Source organism: Yoonia sp. F2084L, assembly GCF_023015625.1.
Taxonomy (GTDB): Bacteria; Pseudomonadota; Alphaproteobacteria; order Rhodobacterales; family Rhodobacteraceae; genus Yoonia.
The window spans coordinates 56,323-81,390 of the sequence record NZ_JALKAH010000004.1 but is presented as its reverse complement, the minus strand read 5'-3'; the positions used below and the strand labels follow the sequence as shown (position 1 = coordinate 81,390).

26 protein-coding genes are annotated in these 25,068 nt (G+C 56.5%); 9 read left to right on the top strand and 17 right to left on the bottom strand.

The window, feature by feature from the left end; translation table 11 throughout:
- The first annotated feature begins 28 nt into the window (after positions 1-28).
- Positions 29-745, top strand: a complete 717-nt coding sequence (locus MWU60_RS12015; RefSeq protein ID WP_247227574.1) for an alpha/beta hydrolase — start codon at positions 29-31, stop codon at positions 743-745.
- A 2-nt stretch (positions 746-747) separates the two neighbouring features.
- Here the strand turns inward: MWU60_RS12015 and phaZ are convergent, their stop codons facing one another.
- Positions 748-2,019 (bottom strand): polyhydroxyalkanoate depolymerase, encoded by a 1,272-nt coding sequence (phaZ, locus tag MWU60_RS12010; protein ID WP_247227573.1) that lies wholly within the window; start codon positions 2,017-2,019, stop codon positions 748-750.
- 66 nt (positions 2,020-2,085) lie between these two features.
- Between phaZ and phaC the strand changes: the two genes are divergently transcribed.
- The 3 genes from phaC (at position 2,086) to phaR (ending at position 5,172) form a co-directional block, all read left to right on the top strand.
- On the top strand, positions 2,086-3,882 hold the full coding sequence (phaC, locus tag MWU60_RS12005) for a class I poly(R)-hydroxyalkanoic acid synthase (RefSeq protein ID WP_247227572.1): 1,797 nt from the start codon (positions 2,086-2,088) through the stop codon (positions 3,880-3,882).
- 145 nt (positions 3,883-4,027) lie between these two features.
- Entirely contained in the window at positions 4,028-4,477 is a 450-nt protein-coding gene (locus MWU60_RS12000) for a phasin family protein (protein WP_247227571.1), read from the top strand.
- 146 nt (positions 4,478-4,623) lie between these two features.
- On the top strand, positions 4,624-5,172 hold the full coding sequence (gene phaR, locus MWU60_RS11995; protein WP_247227570.1) for a polyhydroxyalkanoate synthesis repressor PhaR: 549 nt from the start codon (positions 4,624-4,626) through the stop codon (positions 5,170-5,172).
- A gap of 328 nt (positions 5,173-5,500) precedes the next feature.
- Here phaR and MWU60_RS11990 read toward each other — a convergent pair whose 3' ends face one another.
- The 4 genes from MWU60_RS11990 to MWU60_RS11975 are packed head-to-tail and all read right to left on the bottom strand — an operon-like array spanning position 5,501 to position 9,238.
- The gene (locus tag MWU60_RS11990; RefSeq protein WP_247227569.1) at positions 5,501-6,184 is read right to left on the bottom strand and encodes a type 1 glutamine amidotransferase; all 684 of its coding nucleotides are present in this window, start codon (positions 6,182-6,184) and stop codon (positions 5,501-5,503) included.
- 38 nt (positions 6,185-6,222) lie between these two features.
- The gene (locus tag MWU60_RS11985; protein ID WP_247227568.1) at positions 6,223-7,554 is read right to left on the bottom strand and encodes a glutamine synthetase family protein; all 1,332 of its coding nucleotides are present in this window, start codon (positions 7,552-7,554) and stop codon (positions 6,223-6,225) included.
- A complete protein-coding gene (locus MWU60_RS11980) occupies positions 7,551-8,357 on the bottom strand; it encodes an ABC transporter permease subunit (protein ID WP_247227567.1) in 807 nt (268 codons plus the stop codon). Before MWU60_RS11980 ends, MWU60_RS11985 begins: the two co-directional genes overlap by 4 nt.
- Positions 8,354-9,238 carry an ABC transporter permease subunit gene (locus MWU60_RS11975; protein WP_247227566.1) on the bottom strand — a complete coding sequence of 295 codons (885 nt, stop codon included), beginning with the start codon at positions 9,236-9,238 and terminating at the stop codon, positions 8,354-8,356. Before MWU60_RS11975 ends, MWU60_RS11980 begins: the two co-directional genes overlap by 4 nt.
- 115 nt (positions 9,239-9,353) lie before the next feature.
- Between MWU60_RS11975 and MWU60_RS11970 the strand changes: the two genes are divergently transcribed.
- Positions 9,354-10,436, top strand: a complete 1,083-nt coding sequence (locus MWU60_RS11970; protein WP_247227565.1) for an FAD-binding oxidoreductase — start codon at positions 9,354-9,356, stop codon at positions 10,434-10,436.
- Positions 10,437-10,487: 51 nt separating this feature from the next.
- Here the strand turns inward: MWU60_RS11970 and MWU60_RS11965 are convergent, their stop codons facing one another.
- From MWU60_RS11965 to rlmJ, 5 genes are all read right to left on the bottom strand, one after another.
- Positions 10,488-11,210 (bottom strand): transporter substrate-binding domain-containing protein, encoded by a 723-nt coding sequence (locus MWU60_RS11965; RefSeq protein WP_247227564.1) that lies wholly within the window; start codon positions 11,208-11,210, stop codon positions 10,488-10,490.
- 24 nt (positions 11,211-11,234) lie between these two features.
- The gene (locus tag MWU60_RS11960) at positions 11,235-12,008 is read right to left on the bottom strand and encodes an amino acid ABC transporter ATP-binding protein (protein ID WP_247227563.1); all 774 of its coding nucleotides are present in this window, start codon (positions 12,006-12,008) and stop codon (positions 11,235-11,237) included.
- Between the two features lie 84 nt (positions 12,009-12,092).
- Entirely contained in the window at positions 12,093-12,833 is a 741-nt protein-coding gene (locus MWU60_RS11955; protein WP_247227562.1) for a PhnD/SsuA/transferrin family substrate-binding protein, read from the bottom strand.
- A 14-nt stretch (positions 12,834-12,847) separates the two neighbouring features.
- On the bottom strand, positions 12,848-13,285 hold the full coding sequence (locus tag MWU60_RS11950; RefSeq protein WP_247227561.1) for a TerB family tellurite resistance protein: 438 nt from the start codon (positions 13,283-13,285) through the stop codon (positions 12,848-12,850).
- A 5-nt stretch (positions 13,286-13,290) separates the two neighbouring features.
- Positions 13,291-14,082: a 23S rRNA (adenine(2030)-N(6))-methyltransferase RlmJ gene (gene rlmJ, locus MWU60_RS11945; protein ID WP_247227560.1), complete on the bottom strand. Its 792-nt coding sequence runs from the start codon at positions 14,080-14,082 to the stop codon at positions 13,291-13,293.
- Between the two features lie 138 nt (positions 14,083-14,220).
- Between rlmJ and MWU60_RS11940 the strand changes: the two genes are divergently transcribed.
- Positions 14,221-14,970, top strand: a complete 750-nt coding sequence (locus MWU60_RS11940; protein WP_247227559.1) for a MipA/OmpV family protein — start codon at positions 14,221-14,223, stop codon at positions 14,968-14,970.
- Between the two features lie 3 nt (positions 14,971-14,973).
- On the opposite strand, the gene MWU60_RS11935 is transcribed toward MWU60_RS11940, so the two are convergent.
- The 3 genes from MWU60_RS11935 to MWU60_RS11925 form a co-directional block, all read right to left on the bottom strand.
- Positions 14,974-16,617 carry a CTP synthase gene (locus tag MWU60_RS11935; protein ID WP_247227558.1) on the bottom strand — a complete coding sequence of 548 codons (1,644 nt, stop codon included), beginning with the start codon at positions 16,615-16,617 and terminating at the stop codon, positions 14,974-14,976.
- Positions 16,618-16,776: 159 nt separating this feature from the next.
- The gene (gene secG / locus MWU60_RS11930; RefSeq protein ID WP_247227557.1) at positions 16,777-17,130 is read right to left on the bottom strand and encodes a preprotein translocase subunit SecG; all 354 of its coding nucleotides are present in this window, start codon (positions 17,128-17,130) and stop codon (positions 16,777-16,779) included.
- Between the two features lie 78 nt (positions 17,131-17,208).
- Complete coding sequence (locus MWU60_RS11925) at positions 17,209-17,604, bottom strand: DUF6524 family protein (protein WP_247227556.1); 396 nt, start codon at positions 17,602-17,604, stop codon at positions 17,209-17,211.
- 134 nt (positions 17,605-17,738) lie between these two features.
- On the opposite strand from MWU60_RS11925, the gene MWU60_RS11920 reads away from it, so the two are divergent.
- Both MWU60_RS11920 and MWU60_RS11915 read left to right on the top strand, forming a co-directional pair.
- Entirely contained in the window at positions 17,739-19,034 is a 1,296-nt protein-coding gene (locus tag MWU60_RS11920; protein ID WP_247227555.1) for an adenylosuccinate synthase, read from the top strand.
- A gap of 6 nt (positions 19,035-19,040) precedes the next feature.
- Positions 19,041-19,265, top strand: coding sequence for a DUF2842 domain-containing protein (locus MWU60_RS11915; RefSeq protein ID WP_247227554.1), 225 nt, complete (start codon positions 19,041-19,043; stop codon positions 19,263-19,265).
- A 49-nt stretch (positions 19,266-19,314) separates the two neighbouring features.
- Here MWU60_RS11915 and MWU60_RS11910 read toward each other — a convergent pair whose 3' ends face one another.
- The gene (locus MWU60_RS11910; RefSeq protein WP_247227553.1) at positions 19,315-21,144 is read right to left on the bottom strand and encodes a hypothetical protein; all 1,830 of its coding nucleotides are present in this window, start codon (positions 21,142-21,144) and stop codon (positions 19,315-19,317) included.
- Positions 21,145-21,270: 126 nt separating this feature from the next.
- Here MWU60_RS11910 and MWU60_RS11905 point away from each other — a divergent pair, with 126 nt between their 5' ends.
- On the top strand, positions 21,271-21,948 hold the full coding sequence (locus tag MWU60_RS11905; protein WP_247227552.1) for a thiamine diphosphokinase: 678 nt from the start codon (positions 21,271-21,273) through the stop codon (positions 21,946-21,948).
- On the opposite strand, the gene MWU60_RS11900 is transcribed toward MWU60_RS11905, so the two are convergent.
- The 3 genes from MWU60_RS11900 to MWU60_RS11890 all read right to left on the bottom strand — a co-directional run bounded on the left by MWU60_RS11900 (position 21,890) and on the right by MWU60_RS11890 (position 24,975).
- Complete coding sequence (locus tag MWU60_RS11900; RefSeq protein ID WP_247227551.1) at positions 21,890-22,801, bottom strand: DMT family transporter; 912 nt, start codon at positions 22,799-22,801, stop codon at positions 21,890-21,892. The two genes, MWU60_RS11905 and MWU60_RS11900, sit on opposite strands and share 59 nt — an antisense overlap.
- A gap of 112 nt (positions 22,802-22,913) precedes the next feature.
- The gene (locus MWU60_RS11895) at positions 22,914-24,287 is read right to left on the bottom strand and encodes an L-serine ammonia-lyase (RefSeq protein ID WP_247227550.1); all 1,374 of its coding nucleotides are present in this window, start codon (positions 24,285-24,287) and stop codon (positions 22,914-22,916) included.
- Position 24,288: 1 nt separating this feature from the next.
- Positions 24,289-24,975 (bottom strand): glutathione S-transferase family protein, encoded by a 687-nt coding sequence (locus tag MWU60_RS11890; RefSeq protein ID WP_247227549.1) that lies wholly within the window; start codon positions 24,973-24,975, stop codon positions 24,289-24,291.
- Between the last annotated feature and the right edge of the window lie 93 nt (positions 24,976-25,068).

The window sequence follows — 25,068 nt, the reverse complement described above, 5'->3', positions numbered from 1 at the left end:
TTGAGCAGTTTGATAGGGCCACCCCGCCATGCCGCGTGAAACGCTGGTAATGATCCCGCCGATGCTATCTGACGCACGCATTTTTGCGCCGCAGATGCAGGTTTTGTCGCGTGCGCATGCCGTGATGGTCGCACCGCCGACTTGCGGCGAGCGGATTGAAGAAATCGCCAGTCAAATACTTTCATGGTCGCCGTCCAAGTTCGCGCTGTGCGGCATGGGGATGGGCGGCATGGTCGCGATGGAACTGCTGCGCCGCGCGCCTGAGCGGATCACGCGCATTGCCTTGCTCAGCACAAGCCCGCAAGCAGACACACCTGAAGCCGCTGCCGCGCGTGAGCCGCATATCATTGCCGCGCGTGCAGGGCGCTGGGATGACGTGTTGCAGCATGAAATCAACTCGACTTGGATGGCCCCCTCGACGGACAAGGTTGATCTTGTCAGGCAATTGACCGAGATGGGGCGCGATATGGGGCCAGATGTCTACGTCAAACAGGCCCGCGCGATGCAGCGGCGCAAGGATCAGCAGGCCACTTTGCGTCAGGTCCAGCAACCTGTCGCTGTCATTTGCGGTCGCCATGACGGGCAGTATCACCTGAAAAGGCACGAGTTCTTGGCCGAACTCATCCCTTATGCACAACTCGAAATCATCGAAGGGGCAGGGTATCTGCCCACGCTGGAAGCACCAGATGCAACCACGGATGCGCTCGAGCGTTGGATGGCGCAGCCGCTGATGCTGCGGCCCTGAGGTTACTTAATACTGACAACTTTGGCTGATTTGCGCTTGGGCGCATCAGAATTCGCGTCAATGAAATCCAGAACCAATGGCCGGATATTGTTGCGCCAGCTGCGGCCAGCAAAGATACCGTAGTGCCCTGCGCCCGGCTCAAGATGAGACGCCTTCTTCTCATCGGGCAAGCCGGTCAGCAAATCCAGTGCCGCAAGGCATTGGCCGGGGGCCGAGATGTCATCTTCTTCGCCTTCGACGATTTTGACGGCAACCGTTGTGATCTTGCCCATATCAACCTTATGGCCTGCGACCATGAATTCATTTTGTGCAATCTCACGGCCTTTGAAAATACGCTCAACCGTGGACAGGTAAAACTCTGCCGTCATGTCCATTACGGCAAGGTATTCGTCGTAGAAATCATTGTGGCGGTCATGCTCTGACGCTTCACCTTTAGCGACGCGGATGATTTCATCGCGGAAGGCATTGCTGTGCGTCTCTGCGTTCATTGATATGAAAGAGGCCAGTTGCAACAGACCCGGATAAACCATGCGCCCCACGCCAGAATACTTGAAACCAACCCGCTGGATCATGGTTTCTTCCAACTGACCCATGGTAACGGAACGGCCAAAGTCGGTGACTTCGGTATGGTTCGCTTCGGGGTCAACAGGACCACCGATCAAGGTCAATGAACGTGGCTGCGCATCCGGATCAAGCTCGGCCAGATAGGCTGTTGCTGCCAATGCAAGTGGCACAGGCTGGCATACGGCGATCACATGGATGTCGGAGCCAAGCGTGCGCATGAAGTCCATCAGGTAGAGGGTGTAATCCTCAATATCGAATTTACCGGCACTGACAGGGATATCACGGGCATTGTGCCAATCGGTGATGTACACGTCCGCATCGGGCAGAAGGCTGATGACTGTCTTGCGCAGCAGTGTGGCATAGTGACCCGACATCGGGGCCACCAGCATCACACGGCGCTTACTGGGTTTGCGGCCCGGCATCGTGAAGTGGATCAGATCACCGAACGGTTTCTCAACCACTGTTTCCACGACGACAGGATAGTCTTTGCCCTTTTCGCCTGTAACCGGTGGGATATTCCAGTCGGGCTTCATCACCATCCGTGAAAAAGTACGCTCGGTCACTTCGCCCCAAGCCTTCAACCAATCCATGCCAGGGTTCGCGCCCCATGACATCATCGGGTAGGACGCAAATGCATGTGCAGTTGCGCCCAACCACTGATTGGTGTTGCGCATGCTTTCCATCAGGTCATAGGTCATCATATACTTCATGTACTCGGTCTCCGATGGCAGGCGCAGATTATGCTGCACCTGCAGCATACGCATAGGTAGGTTAAAATGACAACAAACGATTTAGAAGCGCAAGAAACAGTTGGTCCGAATGTTGCAAAGCTGGAAGCCAACCTTGCCCGGGTCGAAGAGCTGACCCAACGTTTGTTGAAGGTTATGGGCCAAGGGCGGCATGTGGCCCCATCGCTACAGGGCCCCAGTCAAGAACTCTATATGAAGGCGGCAACCGCCTATATGACTGAAATGATGCATAATCCCGCCAAGCTGATTGAGCATCAGTTGGAGTTTTGGGGCAAATCGGTAAAGCATTACGTTGAGGCACAACACTTGCTGGCGCAGGGCAAACTAGAGCCGGCAACCGACGAAACCCCCAATGACCGCCGCTTCAGCCATGAGCTGTGGGACACAAACCCCTACTTTAATTTCATCAAGCAACAGTATCTGATGAATGCTTCTGCGGTGCAGCAAGCGGTTGAAGACATCGACACGCTTGATTCTGAGGAAAAAAAGCGCCTGCGCTACTTCAGCCAGCAAATGGTCGATATGATCAGCCCCACCAACTTCCTGCCCACCAACCCCGAAGCATTGGCCTTAGCAGCCGAGACCGAAGGCGAAAGCCTTGTGGCAGGGCTAGAGAATATGATCGCTGATCTGGAAGCCAACGACGGTGATCTGGTCGTCACGCTTGCCGATAAGAACGCCTTCACGCTGGGCGAAAACCTCGCCACCACGCCCGGTTCCGTGGTCTTTCGCAATCATATGTTCGAGTTGATCCAATATGCACCGACGACCGAAAAGGTGTACGAGACCCCACTCATCATCTTCCCGCCGTGGATCAACAAATTCTACATCCTCGACCTGAAGCCACAAAACAGTCTGATCAAATGGGCCGTAGAGCAGGGATATACGGTATTCGTCGTGTCTTGGGTCAACCCAGACGCGGGCTATCGCGATACGTCGATGACCGATTATGTCGAAGATGGCTATCTGACAGCGATCAAAGAGGTCAAAGATATCTGCGGCGTCAAGAAAGTGAATGCGGTCGGATACTGCATTGCGGGGACGACGCTGTCGCTGACCTTGGCATTGATGAAGAAACGAAAGGATACCTCCGTCAATAGCGCCACCTTCTTTACGACGCTCACCGATTTCTCGGACCGAGGCGAAGTGGGGGTGTTTCTTGATGATGATTTCATCGACGGGATTGAAGCAGAAGTTGCGGAAAGCGGCGTGCTGGATTCCTTCTTTATGTCGCGCACGTTCTCATATCTGCGCTCCAACGACCTGATCTATGGCCCTGCCATCAAAAGCTACATGATGGGCAAGGCGCCGCCAGCGTTCGATCTGCTTTATTGGAACGGAGATGGCACAAACCTGCCCGCCAAGATGTCGGTCGAATATCTGCGGGGTCTTTGCCAGAACGATAGATTCGCTACCGATGGATTTGAAGTTGCGGGTGAAACCGTAAAGCTGAAAGACGTCAGCGTGCCGCTGTGCGCGATCGCTTGTGAGACCGATCACATCGCGGCGTGGAAAAGCAGCTACGCAGGCGTTGCGCAGATGGGGTCGAAGGATAAAACCTTTATACTATCCGAAAGCGGGCACATTGCCGGGATCATCAATCCACCGACAAAGAACAAGTACGGACATTATACGAACCCGGAACTTGGGCTGACGGCTGATGACTGGCTTGACGCTGCCGAGAAAAACGAAGGGTCCTGGTGGCCGCGTTGGGACGGCTGGTTGTCGAAAAAATCAGGTAAAAAGGTTGATGCACGCACTCCGGGTGATGACAAACACCCCGTTCTTGCGCCCGCGCCAGGGACATATGTTGTTTCTAAGTAGCTGAAATATATCGGCTAATCAGGAATTTGAAAAATTTATGCTGCACTGCAGAAAAAACACTTGAAATGCTGCACTGCAGCATGCATATTGGTGTCATCGAATTAACGCGGAACACACCGCACTGACACATCGAAAGGCGACTACAATGGCTGCTAAAACACAAGACTTCACCGCGATCTTCAAAGACATGACAGGCGCGTTTCCTGTCGACACCAAAGCAATGGAAGAGCAGTTCAAGAATCAGACTGCTCTGGCCGAAAAAATGTCCGCAGTTGCAATCGACGCTGCTGGTAAATCCGCTGAGCTGTCCGCAAAGTGGACACAGGACACACTTGCTAAAGTAGAAGCAATGTCCAAAGCAAAGGCAGAGCCTGCTGACTATGCAAAAGCAATGACAGATTTCGCATCTGCATCCGCTGAATCCGCTGCCGAGCACATGTCTGCTTTCGCTGAAATCGCGAAAAAAGTTCAGACACAGACTATGGAATTGGTCATGGCTGCTGGCAAAGACATGTCAGAAGAAATGAACGCTGCTGCGAAAAAAGCTCAGACTGAGCTGACAGCTGCTGCTAAAAAAGCAACTGCTGCAAAGTAAGCTAAATCGCCCTTACCTCCCTAAGGGTTAGATTTTGAAAGACGGTCTGCGAAAGCGGGCCGTCTTTTGTTTTGCGCAAAGGCTTTCTTTTTTAGCAGGCGCGGCGTAGGCTTTGCTGCACCGCAACATCCTTGGGAGGGACGCCCGTGGCCAAGACTGACAAACCGCTACTGATCAAGCGCTACGCGAGCCGCCGTCTCTACAATACTGAGACTAGTGACTATGTGACGCTCGAAGATATTGCGATCTTCATTCGTGAAGGACGCGAGGTGCAGATCGTCGATCTGAAATCAGGCGATGACCTGACCCGGCAATATCTGTTGCAAATTATCGCAGAGCACGAAAGCCGCGGCGAAAGTGTGTTGCCTGTTGATGTGCTGACCGATCTGGTGCGCAGCTACACAAGCCAGGCCGCATCAGTGGTGCCGCAATTTCTGCAAGCCAGCTTTGATATGCTGCGCGAAGGACAAACCAAGGCGATGGAAAACATCGGCAAGGCCAGCCCTATCGCCAACATGCCCGGGTTCGAGGCGATGCGCGCCCAGCAAGAAGCGTTTTTTAAGGCGATGACTGGTGGCATGATGCCCGGTGCTTCCGCATCTTCCGAAGATGACAAAAGCGATGACGGTGATCTGGGTGAAATCAAAAATCAACTTGCCGCATTGCAAGAGAAGCTATCGAAGATGAGCAAGTAGCAACACATTTCTAGAAATGTGTTGGCATACCAAATTTCTAGAAATTTGGTTGCTTAACAAACAATCTCGATAGGCCCATCGTGACAAATGACCACGAAATGGTGGTCAGTCCGCACCAGTCGAAACCGTCTTTTCTGGACCTCGGCCACAAATGCGTTGATGCCAACCTCGCGAACAACGTCAATCACCTGTCTGCGGATCACACCACCATTACGTGCCGCCTGGCACTGAAAGACTTGCGCCAACCAATCGAAACCGACCGGTCTAGATGAACGTATCTCTTGCATCGTCAAGATGATGCCCGAATAGGGTTAACGCAGGCCTAACCTTAAGCGACGACCCGTTCCTTGAAAAACCGCGCGATCTGATCCGCGACTTGCCCGTTGTCGATTGGACGCGGCAGGTTCTCGCGGACCTCTGCCAGTTGCGTATCCGGTACCACGCCGGGGCCGCGATGGGTGGCAAGACCTTCGACAAATGTTGCGTCAAACTCCGGGTGTGGTTGTACGGTAAACGCCCGTTTGCCGTAAACCAGCGCCGCATTTTCGCAAAAGTCATTGCTGGCAACAACGGTCGCATCGACGGGGCGCTGTGTCACCTGATCTTGGTGCCATGCGTTCAACGCGATGGACCCGCCTTGCCAGTCATACTCGCGGCGACCCACGGCCCAGCCTTTTGGGAACTTCTCGACCTTCCCTCCAAGCGCTTGCGCGATGATCTGGTGGCCAAAACAAACGCCAACCATGGGCACATCAGCATCATAGATGTCCCGGATCAGCACCTCCAGCGGGGGGATGAACGGGTGATCTTCATAAGCCCCGTGTTTTGATCCGGTCACAAGCCAGCCGTCGCAATCAGTAATCGCATCAGGGAACTGCATGTCCACCACATTATAGGTCACAAAGTCAAAGCCGTGACCGTCCAGCAGTCGCCTGAAATGCGCGTCAAAATCGCCCCGGCTGGTGATGATTTCTTCGGGTGCGTGGCCGGTTTGCAGGATACCGATCTTCATTGCGGTCTCACTTTGGAATGAGGGAGTGTTGCCTAAACCTATACCAGATCGAGATAGTGGTCGATCTGTTCTTCCGGCGTCATTTCCGCGAAATGCGCCATCTCTTGTCGTTTGGTGCGGATCAGGTTGTCGACCAGTTGCGGATCAAAGATACGCCGGGCAAGCGTGCTTTGCTCAAACGCGTTTATGGCATCTTCCCATGTGCTTGGCACCTGCGGCAGCTTTTGATCATATGCGTTGCCGGTGATCGGGTTGGGGGGTGTCATCCCGTCTTCAATCCCCACCAATGCAGAGCCCAGAACCGCTGCAAGGAACAGGTAAGGGTTCACATCACCCCCAGCCAGCCGGTGTTCAATGCGCCTTGCCGCAAAGCTGCCGCCGGGAACACGCACCGAAGCGGTGCGATTGTCATAGGCCCAGCAAATACTTGTCGGCGCATGGGCCCCGGGCACCAGCCTTTCATAGCTGTTGCCGTGAGGGGCAAAGATCAGCGCGAGATCAGGGATGCCCGCCAAACACCCGGCGATCGCATTGTGAAGCAGGGGTGTGCCTGCGAACGTATCATTTGCGAAAGCGTTGTTGCCCTCCGCATCCAAGATCGAGAAATGCGTGTGCAGCCCATTGCCTGCGTAATCCTCGTAAGGTTTCGCCATAAAGCTCGCCGCCATCCCGTGATTGCGGGCCAGACCACGTACCAACATCTTGAAAAGCCACGCATCATCGGCAGCTTTCAACGCATCGGGCACATGTTCAAGGTTCACCTCAAACTGGCCTTCGCCGCCTTCGGAAATCGCGGCCTCTGCGGGGATATTCATCGCCTCGCACGCGTCATAAAGCTCGTTGAAGAACCCATCAAAGGCATCGAGGGCGCGCAGCGACAGAATTTCAGCACCCGCACGGCGTTTGCCCGACCGGGGGGACTTTGGCTGGCGAATTCCGCGACCAGAGTCGTCAATCAGATAGAACTCCATCTCGGTTGCAGCAACAGCGGTCAGCCCGCGGTCCTTGTAACCCTTCAGGACACGGGCCAGTGCATGACGGGGGTCGCCTGTGAAAGGTGTTCCATCGTCATGAAAGGACCAAAGCGGCAGCAAGGCCGTCGGTGCCTGCAACCATGGCATCGGCACATATCCACGCTCGGTCGGCAGCAACAGCCCATCGGCATCGCCGGTTTCAAACACCAGCGGGCTGTCGTCGATATCCTCGCCCCAGATATCAAGGTTCAGTACCGACAGCGGAAAGCGGGTGCCATCCTTTTCCAGCTTCTCGGCAAAACGGCGCGGCACACGTTTGCCCCGCGCTTGTCCATTCAGGTCAGCCGCCCCGCAGCGCAGGTTGCGAATTTCGGGATGATCGTCAAGCCAGCTCATCGGATAATCTGCGGCCTCACTTTGACTTTCTTGCGTACATCCTGCGGCAGATGCCGGTTCAACCGGTTGTTGATCAGACCAAAGAGGCCAATCACAATCAGGGTTAGAATGATAAAATAGCCCGCAAGGATTGGGTAAGGGACGAAAGGGTTGAACGTCTTATCGGCAAAGTAGTTGGCGTAATAAAGCGCATCGCCCCGTTGCTGTGTCGCCGGAAAGCCTGAGAAAAACACAAGCGTTGTGGCATGGAACAGAAAGATCGCCTCGTTGGTATAGGCAGGCCAGGCCAGTCGCAACATCGTGGGCCAGATCACCCGGCGAAAGCGGGACCAACCTGATAGGCCGTAAGCATCTGCCGCTTCGGTATCGCCTTTCGGGATGGATTGCAGCGCGCCGTAGAAAATCTCGCCTGAATAGGCGGCGGTGTTCAGGAACAGCACGACCAACGCGCCCGCCCATGCGGATGTGAGCGGGTTGAAAAAGCTGCTGACGTCCTTGAGGCTGAGGAAGACGAAGTAAGCAAAGAAGAACTGGATAAACAGCGGCGAGCCGCGAAAGATAAAGATGAACCACTCAGCCGGTTTGCGAAACCACGGATTGCGCGCGGCCTTGCCCATGGCCACCGCAGTGGCGAGGAAGAAGCCCGAACACAGTGCGACCACGCCAAAGTAGATGTTCCAGATCATGCCGGAACCGATCAGCGTGAACTGCTGGCACAACGTAAAATCTGTGCGCGGCAGCAACCGCTCACCAATCCCTTGGCTGCGCAACGCGTAGTCTGCGATGGTTTCCCAGCAGCTCATGCCGCGGCCTTCCGCTGGGCTTCGCCTGCCGCAGTCGCCTGGCCGTGGGTCAGCTTGGACATCACACGGCCCAAGACGACCTCTGACACTTTGGTGAAGCACAGGTAAAAGACCAGAAGCGCTGCGAAATACCACATGCGCCAATCAGGGTGCGGGTATTCGGTGAATTGTGGCTGCTTTGCTCCGCCCAATTCGCGCGCCCAATAGACGATGTCCTCAACGCCCAGCAGGAACAACAGTGGCGTCGCTTTGATCAGCACCATCCACAGGTTGGACAGACCGGGCAAGGCGTAGACCCACATTTGCGGCACCAACACGCGCCAAAAAGTCTGGCGGCGGCTCATCCCGTAAGCTTCTGCGGTCTCAAGCTGGCCTCTGGGAACGGCGCGCATTGCGCCGAACAACACATTTGCGGCAAAGGCCCCAAAGACAATCGCAAAGGTCAGCACTGCCAGCAAAAAGCCATATGTCTCGTGCACCCATTGCGGCGCATTGCCCAACGGCAGTTTTGCGGCGGTGCAGACGATAAAGTCATTTCCTTGGCGCACGGGTTCGTCCCAGTCCGGGCATTTGATCCGGTGACGGATGTACTCAAACGCCTGATCCAGCGCGATGACGAAGAACAGAAAGAACGCAATGTCAGGGATGCCGCGCACCACAGCGATATAGGTCTTCCCGATCCAGCGCAGCGGCGCGACGTTACTGCGGGCGGCAGAGGCCCCTGCAAAACCGAAAGCGAGTGCTGTAGGGGCCGTAATCGCCAGCAACAGCAACACTGTTCCCACCGCCCAATACATCGACATATGCTTGCCGGTGGTCAGATAACAGCTAAGCCATCGGAACCCTTCCAATGCCGCCGGGTCGGTACAGAAACTGAACATCAATCGCCTTGTTGCGCTAGTCCTCTCATCCGTCCAACAATTGCATTGCTGAGTCAACGCGTTCTGGTCACATTCGGTACGTCAACGCAGGCCGTTTCAAGTGGGAATGTCAAAAATGGTACAGTCATTCATTGTCGTAGGCGCGGGGATCATCGGTGCGGCGACTGCTTTGCAGTTGGCCAAGGCAGGCCATGCCGTGAAAATCGTGCAGGCTGGTGGGGTGGATGCGACCAGCACGTCTTTCGGATGGATCAACGCAAGCTTCTTTCTCAACGATGATCACCACCACTTGCGGAGGGCAGGGATCGCGGCGTGGCACCGGGTCTTGCAAAACGTGCCTGCATCCGTGGATTGGCAAGGGTGTCTTTGTTGGGACATGAGCCCGGACGATATGGAAGCGACATTCACACAGTTGCGTGCGTTCGATTACCCCGTCGAGATGATTGCAAAATCTCAGATTCAGAAACGCGAACCTGCCCTCAACGCAGCGCCAGACCAAGCCTTGTTTTTTCCAGCCGAAGGGGCAGCTTCACCGGCCGATCTTTCACGGCATTTCCTGACTGCCGCCCAAGCTTTGGGGGCCAAGCTGATCCGTAACACCTATGTATCTGCACTCAAAACCAAGAATGGCCGGGTCATCGGCATCGAAACACCGCAAGGTGATATGCTGGCCGATCAGGTGGTCATCGCCGCAGGCACCGGCACCGCAGCTATTGTGGGTAGCATCGGTTGCGACATCCCACTGGTCCCGCGGCCTGCCTATATCCTGCGCACGGCCCCGCAAAAGAAGGTGCTGCATCATATCCTTGCTACACCTCAGGGCGAAATCAGACAGGAACCGTCGGGGCAAATCCTGATGCCGGTCGTGCCCGGCCATCAAAGTGACGATGCTGAAGAACTGATGCAAACCCCGACAGAAGCCGCAGACGCGGCGATCAAACGGTTGCACGCGATCTGCGGCGGATTGGAGAACGCGGATTGGTCCGAAGTGACACGCGCCGAGCGCCCCATGCCACGCGATGGTTTCCCCATCGTCGGACCCATCGCGGACGGGGCCTATGTCGGTGTCCTTCATTCGGGGATCACGCTGGGGCCGATCATCGCAGAGCTTGCGGCCAAAGACATCACCGGACGGCTGGATAACGCTGATGCGGCGATGCTGGCACCCTATCGGCCGGACCGTTTCTTGCACCCATAAAAAAGGGCCGCCATCTCTGGCAGCCCTCTCGATCTCAACGGTACTGGCGGCTTAGAACTGCTCGCCAACACCCCATTTTGCGATCAGCTCGTTCAGTGTGCCGTCTTCTTTCATCGACGTGATGGCCGCATCCAGCGTTGCCAGCAATTCGCCGTCGCTTTCGCGCACACCAAGGCCAACACCGCCACCAATCAGTTCTTCTTGGCTTAGCAGCATGACTTCAGCATCGGAATCTGCGATTGGCTGCAAGAAGGATTTGTCGGCCAGAACCGCATCCGCTTCGCCGGCTTTCACAGCCGCAACTGTTTCGTCGGGTGTCGCAAATTCCAGCAGCGTGGCACCAGTGCTTGCAACAAATGCGGCCTGAATTGTACCGGTTTGGGCAGCAATCACGCCATTTGCCAGATCAACGTCAGCGGACATTGCAAGGTATGCAGATGGATCAGGCTGGGTATAGCCTTGAGAAAAGTCGATGACTTCGTCACGCTCGTCCGTGATGGACATGCCAGCGATGATCACATCGTAGTTGCCGGAAACGAGGTTGGGGATAATGCTGTCCCACTCGTTTGTGACCCACTCGCAGGTCAGTTCGGCGCGTGCGCAAACTTCGTCACCCACTTCACGCTCAAAACCGTCGACTTCGCCGTCGTCGTTGAGGAAGTTATATGGAGGGTAGGCGCCCTCTGTGCCCAGACGCACGACGGAATGGCCGTCTGCGAATGTCATGGAACCTGCGACGGCCAGTGCGACCGTTGTAAGGATAAGATTTTTCATCAGTATTCTCCCGATTAGATGATTTTATGAAACCGTGGCGGACAAAAAGCCCTTGAGCCGTTCGGTCTTGGGTTTGCCGAAAAGCTCCGCCGGGGGGCCTTGCTCTTCGATTTTGCCTTGGTGCAGAAAGACGACATGGTCGCTGACGTCAGCGGCCAGTCGCATGTCGTGGGTGACGATGATCATGGTGCGGCCTTCGGCGGCCAGATCTTTGATCACTTTCACGACTTCCTGTTCAAGTTCAGGGTCCAACGCGCTGGTCGGTTCGTCAAACAGCAGCGCCTTGGGTTCCATACACAGCGCGCGCGCAATCGCGGCGCGTTGTTGTTGTCCGCCCGACAGTTGGGCCGGATAAGCATCGCATTTGTCACCTATGCCAACCTTGGCAAGATACTTGCGGGCAGCAGCTTCCGCCTCGGCCTTGTCGCGTTTGAGCACGGTGACGGGGGCCTCCATGACGTTTTGCAAAATCGTCATATGCGCCCACAGATTAAACTGCTGAAACACCATCGACAGGTTCGTGCGAATGCGGATCATCTGGGCGTGGTCACCAGGATGGCGGTTGGCACCCATACCCTTCCAGGTCACCGGTTCCCCGCAGAATAGCACATCACCCTGCTGGCTGTCTTCCAGCAGGTTCGCACAGCGCAAAAGCGTTGATTTACCAGACCCGGACGATCCGATCAGCGATACGACATGCCCGGCGGGGGCGACGATATCTACACCCTTCAACACCTCAAGGTCGCCGTAGGCTTTGTGCAGGTCGCGTATTTCGATAACAGGGGCGGCGTTTGTCACGGTTGGCAGCTTTTCATAGTTCCAGCGCAGAGTAGTGCCGATTTTGCGCAGGTTTGCAACGGTAAGTGACGCGTTGACCCGGCGTCAAAGGGGGGCTGCCGCCTGCTTTGGCGGAAATGGCAGGTCATAGGCGGTTTGGGGCAAGGCGATAATGCCCTTCAAGCCAAGGGTGGATGCGTCTTGCACGGTGAGAGCGGCAATGGCAGCGGCGATTGCATCAAAATAGGGGACTGGGTCCTGCGCTCTGCGGGTAATGAAACTCATGCCCGGGGTCACGTCCGTGTGCCCGATCATCTTAAGTTCTGCCGTCTGCGGGTTTTCAGCTTGTTCGATCCGCCATGTATGCGCATCAATCGCCGCGATATCAGCGCGCCCTTCCGCGACAGCGGCAATACTGGACTGGTGACTGCCAGTCTTGGGAATACATTGAAACTGAAACCCATGCGCCTGCGCCCAAAGCTGAGGGGCACCAAAGCCTGATTGCGAAAGCGGTTCGCTAAACGCAAAACGCAGTGTTGCCATGTCTTGTGGCGTTGTGGCGGTGCAATCGTTCCGAACCACAAACACGCTGCGGTAGTATCCGGGGGGGCAACCTGCCACTCCATAATCCGCGGCACCGATCACAGTCACCTTCGTTTTGAATAGAGCGCGGTAAGGCAGATTGCAGATTTGCCCCAACACCAAATCGGGCCGCGCCCATCCATCCATATGATCCGTGTCGTAGTCCAACTGATCACAGGCCGATACCCCGCGTGCGCGCAACCCATCACGGATCAGCGCCCACAACGCGTCATGCGCGGCCCTATTGGACGCACGTGCATACATCGGCAGGCTTGCAATCATCCAGCGCTGACTTTGAGGCGGGCGCGGTGGCTGTCCTGATCAGATACACCCAACAGCGATGCGGTCATCCGCATCATGCTGTCTTCTTCATCGTCACGCACACCGTCGGCCATCACGACAGACCACAGGGCTTCGATCACGCCAAGCCGATCTTCGTAGGACACAGTGTCTTTGATGGCACGCGTAAAGCGGACTGTGTCCGGGGCTTCTGCCTCCAACGCCTCGCATTCGGCGCGCAGAGCGGCAGCATCTGTCGCGTTCAGATCATAGCGTTTCATCAAAGCCTGATCAATTTGTGCGATTTCGACATCGGCATAGTCGCCATCCGTGCGGGCAATACGCACAAGCAGGGCACCAAGCGCCAAACGGCAATCAATTTCAGGTAGGGCTGCGGGGTCGGGGGCGGTCAGACGCCTAAGGAGATCATTGAACATGCGCCCTACATAAGATGAGAAAGCCTATCTTGAAAGAGGGCAGTCAGTCGCGCGCCTTCTTGCGCAAAGCCGTAAGGTGCGTTCAGGACAAACAGACCAGAGCCAACCATCCGGTGCCCGGGTCGGGCCGGGGGGAAACTGACCTCATGGGTCAGGGCATCTGGGATCGCTGTCTGCAAGTCACGGATCATGGGCTTGTGGGGTGCATCCGTCAGGATCGGATACCACAACATAATGACACCAACGCCCCATTTGCGGTGTAGCTTTGCAATGGTGGCGGGGATGGTCTGATAATCCGCTTTCACCTCAAACGACGGATCAATCAGCAGCAAACCCCGGCGGGGGTCAGGCGGGCAAAGCGACATTGCCATGTCCCAGCCATCCTTCTGGCGAAAGATACCGCCGTAAGGGGCCATGTTGTCTTTTAGGGCGGCGAATTCCTGCGGGTGCAGTTCGGACAGATGGATCGTATCGACCGGGCGCAAGCTTTCTGCGGCAATGAGGGGGGAACCGGGATAAGCATCGCCCCCGTGCTTGGCACGGATACGCGTCAAAACCTGCGCATAAGGGTGATCAGCGGCAAACCAATCCTGCGCCAATGCGATCCCCATGGCGGCCTCGCCGGTTTTCAGGGCCGCCTCATCGCGCAAATCATAAAGCCCGCGCCCCGCATGGGTTTCCAGATAGGACAGGGGTTTGTCCTTGCGGGTCATATACGCCAAAGCCCACGCCAGCATGCTGTGCTTGTGCACGTCCGCCAGATTTCCGGCGTGGTAGATGTGTTGGTATGACAGCATGATACGCCCCTTGGGTTACGGCTGTCGGCTTAACCCAGCCGAGCAAGCCTGTCTATCTGCCGAAAAACGCCCAGTTTTTCCGCAGTTGCTTGTGCAAAGACCGGCGCTAACTGTAGGGTGACACCGAAAGGCCTTAACATGTTCAAACGCGCTACCCTCGCGGCATTGCTGATTACGACACCGCTGGCAGCGGTGGCTCAAGAGCAGCCCAACAGCGTCGAATTTCGGCTTGGGCTTGGCCCTTCGTTATCGCCCGGCTACTTCGGTGATGACGACCTTGATCTTGGTGTCAGTCCCAAATTTCAGCTTGAAAAGTTGCAGTTTGGTGCCCTTTCGTTCGGCGGTGACGCATCATATGGGCTCGGTTTTGGCGGGTCATTCCGCTTTATCGGTGCGCGGGATGCTGATGAGTTTGATGAACTCACCGGGTTGGACGACATTGATTTTTCATTGGAACTTGGCGGTGGCTTGGAATTCACAACACCCGACTATGAGGTGTTTGCAAAGCTGCGCTATGGCGTGATCGGTCACGAATCCTTTGTCGCCGAAATCGGAAGCGATATCTATTACCGCCCGACAGATCAGCTCACATTCAAGGCAGGCCCACGCATTTTGCTGGGCGATGATGACTATGCGCAAACCTATTTCGGGGTGAGCGCAGAAGAGAGCGGGACCAGCAACTTTGATGCATTTGACGCGCGCGGCGGGATCGTCAGCGCCGGCGCCAAGGCCGAGGCCACCTATGCCCTGAACGACGATTGGGAGGTGATTGGCACATTGCGCTACGAACAATTGCGCGATGATGCCGCCGACAGCCCGATCACGGAAAAAGACGATCAGATCAGTGGCAGTATCGTGCTGACCCGGCGTATCACCTTCGGGTTTTAGCGATCACACCAGGCGCGACGTTTCCACCGCGGCCCTCACGAAATCAGCGAACAACGGATGGGGCGCGAAGGGCTTGGACTTAAGCTCGGGGTGGAACTGTACGCCGATAAACCACGGGTGATCTTTCCATTCGACAATCTCGGGCAGTTTGCCATCAGGTGACATGCCCGAGAACAGCAAACCTGCTTTTTCGAGCGTTTCGCGGTACTTGATATCAACCTCATACCGGTGTCGGTGCCGCTCTTCGATGGTGGTGCCACCATAGACTTCAGAGACCTTCGATCCTTCGGTCAGTGTCGCGTTATAAGCCCCCAGACGCATGGTGCCGCCTTTGTCATCGTCAGCCTTGCGGGCGACCTTATGATTGCCCTGCACCCATTCTTTGAGGTGATAAACCACCGGTTCAAAACGCTTTTTGCCGGCCTCATGGTCAAACTCCTCTGACCCGGCCTTTGCCATACCGGCCACGTTCCGGGCGGCTTCAATCACCGCCATTTGCATACCCAGACAGATCCCCAGATAGGGGATCTTCTTTTCGCGAGCGAATTGCGCCGCCTTGATCTTGCCCTCTGTACCGCGTTCGCCAAAACCGCCCGGCACAAGGATGGCATGGAACCCTTCCAGATAAGGGGCCGCGTCGTCCTTGTCGAAAAGCTCGGCATCGACCCACTCGATCTTGACCTTCACACGGTTGTGCATACCGCCGTGGGTCAAGGCTTCTGCAATAGACTTATAGGCGTCTTCAAGCTGCGTGTATTTGCCAACAATCGCGATCTTTACCTTACCTTCGGGATTATGGATGCGGTCGTAAACGTCGTGCCAAACATCCAGTTTAGGCTGCGGCGCGGGTGATATACCGAACGCATCCAGAACTGCCTGATCGAGACCTTGTTCGTGATAGGCCAACGGGGCCTCATAGATAGATCTCAGGTCATAGGCCGCCACAACGCATTGCTTGCGCACGTTACAGAACAGGGCAATCTTTTCACGCTCTTTGTCCGGGATAGGATGTTCGGAACGACAGACAAGAATATCCGGTGCGATACCGATAGACTGCAATTCCTTGACAGAGTGTTGCGTCGGCTTTGTTTTCAACTCACCCGAGGCGGCCAGATAGGGCAGCAACGTCAGGTGCATGAAAATGCACTGGCCACGCGGTTTGTCATGCGCGAATTGCCGGATGGCTTCGAAAAACGGCAGACCCTCAATATCGCCAACCGTGCCGCCGATTTCGCAAAGCATGAAATCAACTTCGTCTTCGCCGATCTTCAGGAACTCTTTGATTTCATTGGTCACATGCGGGACGACCTGAATCGTCTTGCCCAGATAATCACCGCGCCGCTCTTTCTCCAGAACGGTCGAGTAGATGCGACCCGAACTGACTGAGTCCGTATTGCGGGCAGGCACCCCGGTGAACCGTTCATAATGACCAAGGTCCAGATCGGTCTCGGCGCCGTCATCGGTGACAAAGACCTCACCATGCTCAAACGGTGACATCGTGCCGGGGTCTACATTCAGATAGGGGTCCAGTTTGCGCAGGCGCACGGAATAGCCGCGGGCCTGCAACAAAGCGCCCAAAGCCGCTGATGCGAGGCCTTTGCCAAGTGAGGACACAACGCCGCCAGTAATGAAGATAAAACGCGCCATGAGCAGGGAGCCCCCGTGAAAAATTCCAAAAACTGTGGGAAAGCGCACCCGAAAATACGCATCATCACGGGATTTGACGTGTAGTGGATTCGGGCACGATTGGCAACCGCTGACCCAACATCATGTTGCCGCGCGTGACAGCACGGCAACTGCTAGTGGTTATTCGCCCGCAGGGACCAGCGGATCGTCATCGCCCAACGACGGCGGTAAAAGGCTATCACCAAAATCAGGCAGCAATGGTGTATCACCACTTGGATCAATGCCCAACCGGTCAGTGACCGAGGAACCTGCTGTATTGCTTGCCGAAATCAGCGTCAGCGCAATGGACGTGCAAATGAATGCAACTGCCAGCGCCCATGTGAATTTGCTCATCGCTGTGGGGGCAGGGCGCGAACCCGTCGCACCGCCACCGCCGCCCATGCCAAGACCACCACCCTCAGAGCGCTGCAAAAGCACAGTACCGATCAGGCTGAGTGCCAGGATCAGGTGGATGATAAGGACGACGTTTTCCATTCAAGGGGCCTTTCGGGCGTTCGCGAACAAGCGGTATCTAAAAGCTGCGAGGCTTTCCCGCAACCCCTGAAACCATGCTTATTCGTCGACATCATCCATGTCAGCCTGACCCGTCAGCCGCCGCCGCACGATTGACCAAGACAGGCCGATTGCCAGAACGACAGACAGGGCCACGATCCCGATCCATGTATTGATGGACGGGTCCGCAAAGCTCATCACGCCTTGATCGAACAGCACCCAGAGCACCGTACCAACGACGGCAAGGATCAACAGCATCCCGAAAACCCCGATAGATCGCAGGGTTGCACGCAGATAGATGATGTACCCGATCAGCAGGATCAGCCCAAACAGCACCGTCAGAGACAGGCTGGTTTCATAGTTCGCCATGCTCCAGCGGACATAGTTCCACTGCGTCGGGTTATATGTCGCCGCCAGCAACACAAACGCAAAAATCCAACGGATAACGAAACCCATGATATGCCTCACTTCTTTTTGGTGCGGCGACAATGCGGTGTCATTGTCTCGCTGTCCAGTCAGGCATTTTGCGGTTTCCCCAGACCCGGTGCGCCGATATAGGGGGCACGCAGTCTTTGAGGGAAAAGAATCTTATGGCAAATGTTGTGGTCGTCGGTGCCCAGTGGGGTGATGAAGGCAAAGGTAAGATCGTGGACTGGCTTTCTGAGCGGGCCGACGTGATCGCACGCTTTCAGGGCGGGCATAACGCGGGCCATACGCTTGTCATTGATGGTGAGGTTTTCAAGCTCAACGCGCTGCCCTCGGGTGTGGTGCGCGGCGGCAAGCTGTCGATCATTGGCAATGGCGTGGTTTTGGACCCTTGGCATCTGGTCAAGGAAATCACTTCGATCCAGAAACAGGGCGTCACGATCAACCCCGAAACGCTGATGATTGCGGAAAATACGCCGTTGATCTTGCCAATCCACGGTGAACTGGACCGTGCGCGCGAAGAAGCTGCCAGCAAAGGTACCAAGATCGGCACGACAGGCCGCGGCATTGGCCCGGCCTACGAAGACAAAGTGGGGCGTCGTTCGGTCCGCGTGGCCGATCTGGCCGATCAGGCGACTTTGGAAGCCCGCGTTGACCGCGCGCTCCAGCACCACGACCCGCTGCGCAAAGGTCTGGGCATTGAGCCCGTTGACCGCGATGCACTGGTTGCGCAGCTCAAAGACATCGCTGGCGAAATCCTGCCTTACGCTGCCCCCGTCTGGAAAGTGCTCAACGAAAAGCGCAAGGCGGGTAAACGCATTCTGTTTGAAGGCGCACAAGGCGCGCTGCTCGATATCGACTTTGGCACATACCCGTTCGTGACATCCTCTAACGTGATCGCAGGACAGGCGGCCACTGGTGTTGGCGTTGGCCCCACCGCCATCGACTATGTGCTTGGCATCGTCAAAGCCTACACCACACGCGTGGGCGAGGGGCCTTTTCCGACAGAGTTGGACGACGAAGACGGCCACCGCCTTGGCACACGCGGCCATGAATTCGGCACGGTCACCGGGCGCAAGCGGCGCTGCGGTTGGTTCGATGCCGCCTTGGTGCGACAGACCTGTGCCACATCAGGTGTGACCGGCATCTCACTGACAAAGCTGGACGTTCTGGATGGTTTTGAGACGCTAAAGATCTGTGTGGGCTATGACCTAGACGGCGAAACGCTTGATTATCTGCCGACAGCCGCTGACCAACAGGCGCGCTGCAAACCGATTTACGAAGACATCGAAGGCTGGGCGGAGTCCACTGAAGGCGCGCGCTCCTGGGCGGACTTGCCTGCGCAGGCGATCAAATATGTGCGCCGGATTGAGGAGTTGATCCAATGCCCCGTCGCCCTAGTTTCCACCTCACCTGAAAGAGAAGATACCATTTTGGTGACCGACCCCTTCGCGGATTGAGGATAGATGACATATAAAGCGCGCAAACGACTGTCGATATTTGTGCTTGTTGTGGGTCTGCCGATCTACATCATTATAGCCGCAACCATCATGAGCAGTATGATGACCCAGGAAGTACGTTTCCCGCTAATCGTCGAGTTCTTTATCTATGTGGCGTTGGGGATCGGCTGGGCCTTCCCACTGAAATGGGTGTTCAAAGGGATCGGCCAACCCGACCCGGATCAGCAATAAAAAAGGCGGGGCAAATACCCCGCCTTTGCGTTTTACGACTGCTCGATGGTTAGCCTTGCGCGGCCTTATCTCCGTCTGGTCTGTACTGTGTGTTTTCGGCGACTTGGAAACGGCCATTGGGTAGTTTGATCAGGCGTGCCTGACGCAGCAGGCGGCCAAAGCACCGCAGACCGTCTTCGCGGGTGATTTCTTCGCTTGATGCGGATTGCACGACCTTCATGACCTGAGGCCGTGAAAAATCTGCAGCCCCCTCGACAAAGCAGATAAACGCGCCTGCAGCTTCCAGTTTGTCGACCAAATCAGTTGCACCATGTGCGGCTGCAAACTCGGCAAAGCCCGCAGCTTCGGTTTGACCATCCGCTTCTTTGAGTGCTGCAATCTGGCGCAAACGCTCTGACGCGGCATCAAGTGGCTTGGCGTCTGCGGGTTGGGTTTTGGCCTCTTGCGCAGCCTCCTCAACGGCGGGTTCAATGAACCGGGTTTTGACAGGCTCTGGCTTTTGGGGGACTTCTACCTCGGCGTCGGCTTCAGCCTCCGGTTCGACTTTTTGCGACGGCACCAGCTTCAGCGGTGCTGACGCGATGGCCTGGCTTCTTTCCTTCTCCTCGGCGTCGTGGGCACCAAGATCGTCTTTGAACACCTCGTCAGGATCGACGGTTTCTGCGCCTTTGTCACCAAGCTGGCGGGCGGCTTCGGTCGCGGCAACGGCAGCTTTAAGCTGCGCAAAGGCATCGCGATGACGGCGGCTTTCGGGTTGGTTCAGGTGCTGGTCGGTCTGCGACATGATCCGGCTCATCGCATCCTCGACACTGCGGGGCAGACCGTGACGGGCCACGCCATTTTGCTGGCGCGCGGCGATTTCCGCCTCTACCTTGGCCACTTCCTTTTGCAGGTCAAACTCTTCGTCATCGTCGCTGGTGTCAGCGGCAGCGTCATTGTCGCCTGCCGTATCAGTCGCAGCATCACCGGGTGTCAGCACAAGTGGTGACAAATCAGAAGCATCATCTGCGGCTTTCTCATCATCCAGCGCCTCGGTGATTTCAAATTCATCCGTAGGTGTGTCGGCCGCTAGGATCTGATCAACCTGCTCCTCCAGATCATCGGCTTCCGCCGCAATCGGATCAGTGTCAATCTCAGTGTCTGATGCAGCTTCTTCGGCCTCAACCTCCAGATCATCAAAGGCGTTGATGTCATCATCAAGGGCTTCGAGGATTTCGTCCTCAGCCTCTTCAGCCGTATCCTCAAACACATCGCGCAAACTGTCACCAGCGGTGTCTTCATTGGCCGCCGCTGCGGCAGTATCATCTGCCATCAAGTCGGTGTTGCGCTGTGCGAGTTCTGCAAGCCGCTGGCTTAGCGGGGAGGCGGCGGCAGTCGCCGCGTCATCTTCGCCAAGGTCTTCGGCGAAATCATCCGCATCCGTGTCCGGCCCACCATCAACCACCGCACGAATACGCTCAAGCTTGTCTGCGACGCTGGCGTCGACATCATAATCATCGTCTTCGGAAACATCGTCATCGCCGACGTCATCATCATAATCATCGTCAGCGACAAGATCGGCCTCGTCCTCAAGCTCGTCCTCCAGAGCGGCGACATCATCCATCAGATCGTCGTCATCGGCGTCCGGCAGCGCGCGCAGGCTGACGGCATGGCCTTCGCCTTCAATCTCGACGGGCTGACCGGACTGCTCTTCGGTCAGGCGCGCCAACGTATCCATATCGGGTGCAAGCGGGGGAACATCCATAAACCGTTCATGACCAGCCAGATCGTGAAAGAACGTCACAACCGTCTTCATCGTTTCGACAGAATCTTCGAACCCTTCAAGGCGGCACGAAAAATTGCCGTAGGTCACATCAAGGATTTGGTTGTTCTCGTCCATGAGTTCACGCTTTCTTTTGTTTTCAGCGGCGACCCGCTAGACACATACTGGTTCTTCATCGAGAACAGAAACACCTGACATTCGGGCTCATTTTGTGACCCTTTTAGGGAATGTTTGTGAATTGAGGTGCAATCTTTGCAGTCCGAACCCATTGTTTCAAGTTCTAAACTAGTCTGCCTCGTAGGGGGAGCCCCAATTGCAGATGACGCAATTGCCTCTGTTTCTAAGGGGGTTGATGCCTTTATCGGTGTCGATGGGGGGGCAGATCACCTCTTGGCGGCCGCAATCACACCCGCTGCAATCATCGGTGATCTCGACAGTCTGTCGGAAGCGGCGCGTGCCACATTTGCCGACAAACTGTGTCATGTGGCAGAACAGTCATCGACAGACTTTGAAAAAGCACTGACGCGGGTGGTGGCCCCTAAGGTCTTGGCGCTGGGGTTTACCGGGGGGCGCATTGATCACATTTTGTCGGTGCTCAACGTCATGGCGCGATACGCAGACCGGGCTGTTGTATTGGCCGATACAGAGGATGCCAGCTTTATGGCGCGGCAGGGCAAAACCACGTTTTCTGCACCAAAAGGCAGCCGGATTTCGATGATGCCGCTTGGGACGGCAACGGTCACAGTGACAGGAGTTGGATGGCCGTTTGCCGATCAGGTGATGACGCCCAATGGCTTCACCAGCCCGTCAAATGCCGCCCTTGGCGGTGATGTGACCCTGGCGGTCGACGGTCCGGTGCTGATCACACTGCCGCGGGCGCTTTTGCAGACTGCATTGCAAGCCGTCGTTCGCGCAGAATGATGTAAAGACCTGCGCCCACGGTGATACAGATCCCGACAGCAGCAAGGCCATTTGGCAGGTCGGAGAAGATCAACCATCCGATTGCGGTGCCAAATGGGATTTCCAGATATTGCATCGGTGCCAGTGTCGATGCGGGCGCAAATCGCAAACTCCAAGTCATGAAAAGATGCGCAAAGGTGCCGATCACGCCAAGAGCACCAAGCAAGATCCAGGTATGCGGATCAAATTGCAGGCTGACCGCGCCAAATATGCCCGGCAGTGCGATCAGAACCACCAGCAGGATCACGGTCGCCTGCACCCCGCTGATTGCTTGCAGTTTAATCGGGTCCAATGCCCGCGCAATTTTGCGCGTCACCATCATAAACAGCGCAAAAACCACGGCCACACCCAGTGGCAGAAGGGCCGGATAGCCGACCTCGACAAAATTCGGCTGGATCACCAATAGCGTGCCGATAAATCCAATGGCACAGGCCACCATGCGCTGCACCCCAACATGCTCACCCATCGCAAAATGTCCCAACATCAACATGATAAAGGGCATGACAAAAGCGATCGCCAGCGCATCCGCGAGCGGCAGATACCGCAAGGCGCTGAACATCAACCCGATCCCAAGAATATGCAGCACGGTGCGGATCAGGGTCCACATCAGAATACCTTGGGGCAGGCGAAACCCTTGCCCGCTGATCGCAACCAATGGCAATAAAATCGCCGCCTGAATACCGAACCGCACGAAGACCAGAACGCTCAGCGCAACAACCCCGCCCAACAGCTTTGCAATGCTGTCACCCAAAGGGGCCAGCACACAAAAGGCCAGCATCAGCATCACACCAAGAAAGGGACGGTCCGTTGTCATGACGTTACCCTAAGCGCACAAAACACTGGCGGCAATCGCCGCCACTTCCCGTATCATCTGGCCTAAATGACGCCCGCCGGAGGCTTCAATGCCACCCCAAGCAGTACCAAAATCAGCAGTTGGGCACGTTCACCGCCAAACCACCCAAGGCCGTTTCCTTGTATTTCTCGCTCATATCCGCTCCGGTCTGGCGCATTGTCTCAATTGCAACATCCAGCGACACCAGATGCACGCCATCGCCGCGCATCGCCAGTGACGCGGCAGAGACCGCCTTGATCGCACCCAACCCGTTGCGCTCAATACAGGGCACCTGCACCAGACCTTTGACCGGATCGCAAGTCATACCCAGATGATGCTCAAGCGCGATTTCCGCCGCATTTTCAATTTGTTCCGGGGTTCCGCCAAGCACGGCGGCAAATCCTGCCGCGGCCATCGCGGCGGCGCTGCCGACCTCTGCCTGACAGCCGCATTCGGCCCCGGAAATGGAGGCGTTGTATTTGATCAGCCCGCCAATCGCCGCCGCCGTCAGCAAAAACTCCGGCACGCGGCTGGCAGCCGCACCTGGTACATGATCTAGCCAATAGCGGATCGTGGCCGGGATCACCCCGGCGGCCCCGTTGGTTGGTGCGGTCACAACCTGTCCGCCTGCTGCGTTTTCTTCATTCACGGCCATCGCATAGGTCGACATAAAGTCATTGATCGTATGCGGGGCTGTCAGGTTCATGCCCCGCTCGGCCTGCAATGCATCATAAATCCCCTTCGCGCGGCGGCGCACATGCAAACCGCCGGGCAAGACCCCGTCGGTTTCCAGCCCGCGGGTGATGCAGTTGTTCATCACCTCCCATATGCGGGCCAGACCTTTGTCCAGATCGGCACCCGGCATGCGCGACAGCTCGTTCGTGCGCTTCATCTCAGCGATGCTTTTGCCCGCCATATCGGCCATATCCAGCATTTCCTGCGCTGTATGAAACGGGAACGGAACGGGCGGGCCAGTGTCACTGTCCTTGCCTGCCGCCAACTCGGCTTCGGTTAGAACAAAGCCGCCGCCAATGGAATAATAAGTCACTTGCGTGATCACGTCGCCTTGGGCATCGGTGCCCTTCAGGATCATCCCGTTGGCATGACCGGGCAGGGCAGGGCCGTAGTCAAAGATCAGATCATCCTTGGGGTGAAACCGCAGCGTACCAAGCCCGTCAGGTGACACTGTGTGGTCACTTGCGATGCGCGTCAGTTCGGCTTCGGCTTTTTCGGCGTCATAATCGTCGGCCCGAAACCCGGCCAACCCAAGGATCACGGCGCGATCCGTCGCATGACCAACACCGGTAAACGCCAGACTGCCGTGCAGCGATGCCTGCACCCCGGCAACCCCAAAGGGCTGCGCGCGTAAGTGATCAAGAAACCGAGCAGCAGCCACCATCGGCCCGATCGTATGAGACGACGACGGGCCAACGCCCACTTTGAACATATCGAAAACGGAGAGAAACATGCTAAAGCGCCGATCCTTCTGGTGGGTTACAAGGCGAGGGGTGCGAAAATGGCGTGGGCCCCAGCCCCTCGGCCAAAGCTGCCCGCCTTGCACTCTCGCGTGCTTCTGTGCGTTTGGCAAATGCATGCAGGCGCGGCCACTTGGCAAGGTCAAACCAGTCAGCCCCGCCGCCATAGAGCGCTGGCCATCGCAGCATCGGTGCGAGATAGCAGGCGTGGATCGTGGGGTCGTCCCGATCCAACCAATCCGCCGTCTGAGCCGCTGCCAGTACATCCAGATGCGCCCGCAATCGCATCCCTGCCATCCGGTGGGTCGGGGCGGTATCCCCGTCCGCATATTGCTGCGGATAAAACATCATCCGCAAGGTCGGATGCAGGGTGTTGGCCAGCCAGACCATCCACTGAACCGCATGCATACGATCTGGATGATCGACCGCTGGCATCAGCCTGCCGTGCCGTTCCGCCAGCCACATCAGAATGGCCGCCGTTTCAAACAGCGGTCCTTGGGGTGTCTCCAGCACCGGTATCAGCCCATTGGGGTTCAGTGCGAGGAACTGCGCCGATTTTTGGCCTTGCTTGGCACGGTCAACCAGAACGGTCTGATAAGGCACTTCCAGCTCCTCCAACGCCAACCGCACGCAAAGCGAGGCATTGTCAGGGGCATAGTGAAGGCGCAAATCGGCGGTCATGCAGACTGGCTATCTGATCCCCCGCTTGTCGGGCTAGCCAAATGCGACGTTTCACCAAAGAAAATGCGCCTGATCTCTTTTGGTGTGTCTTAT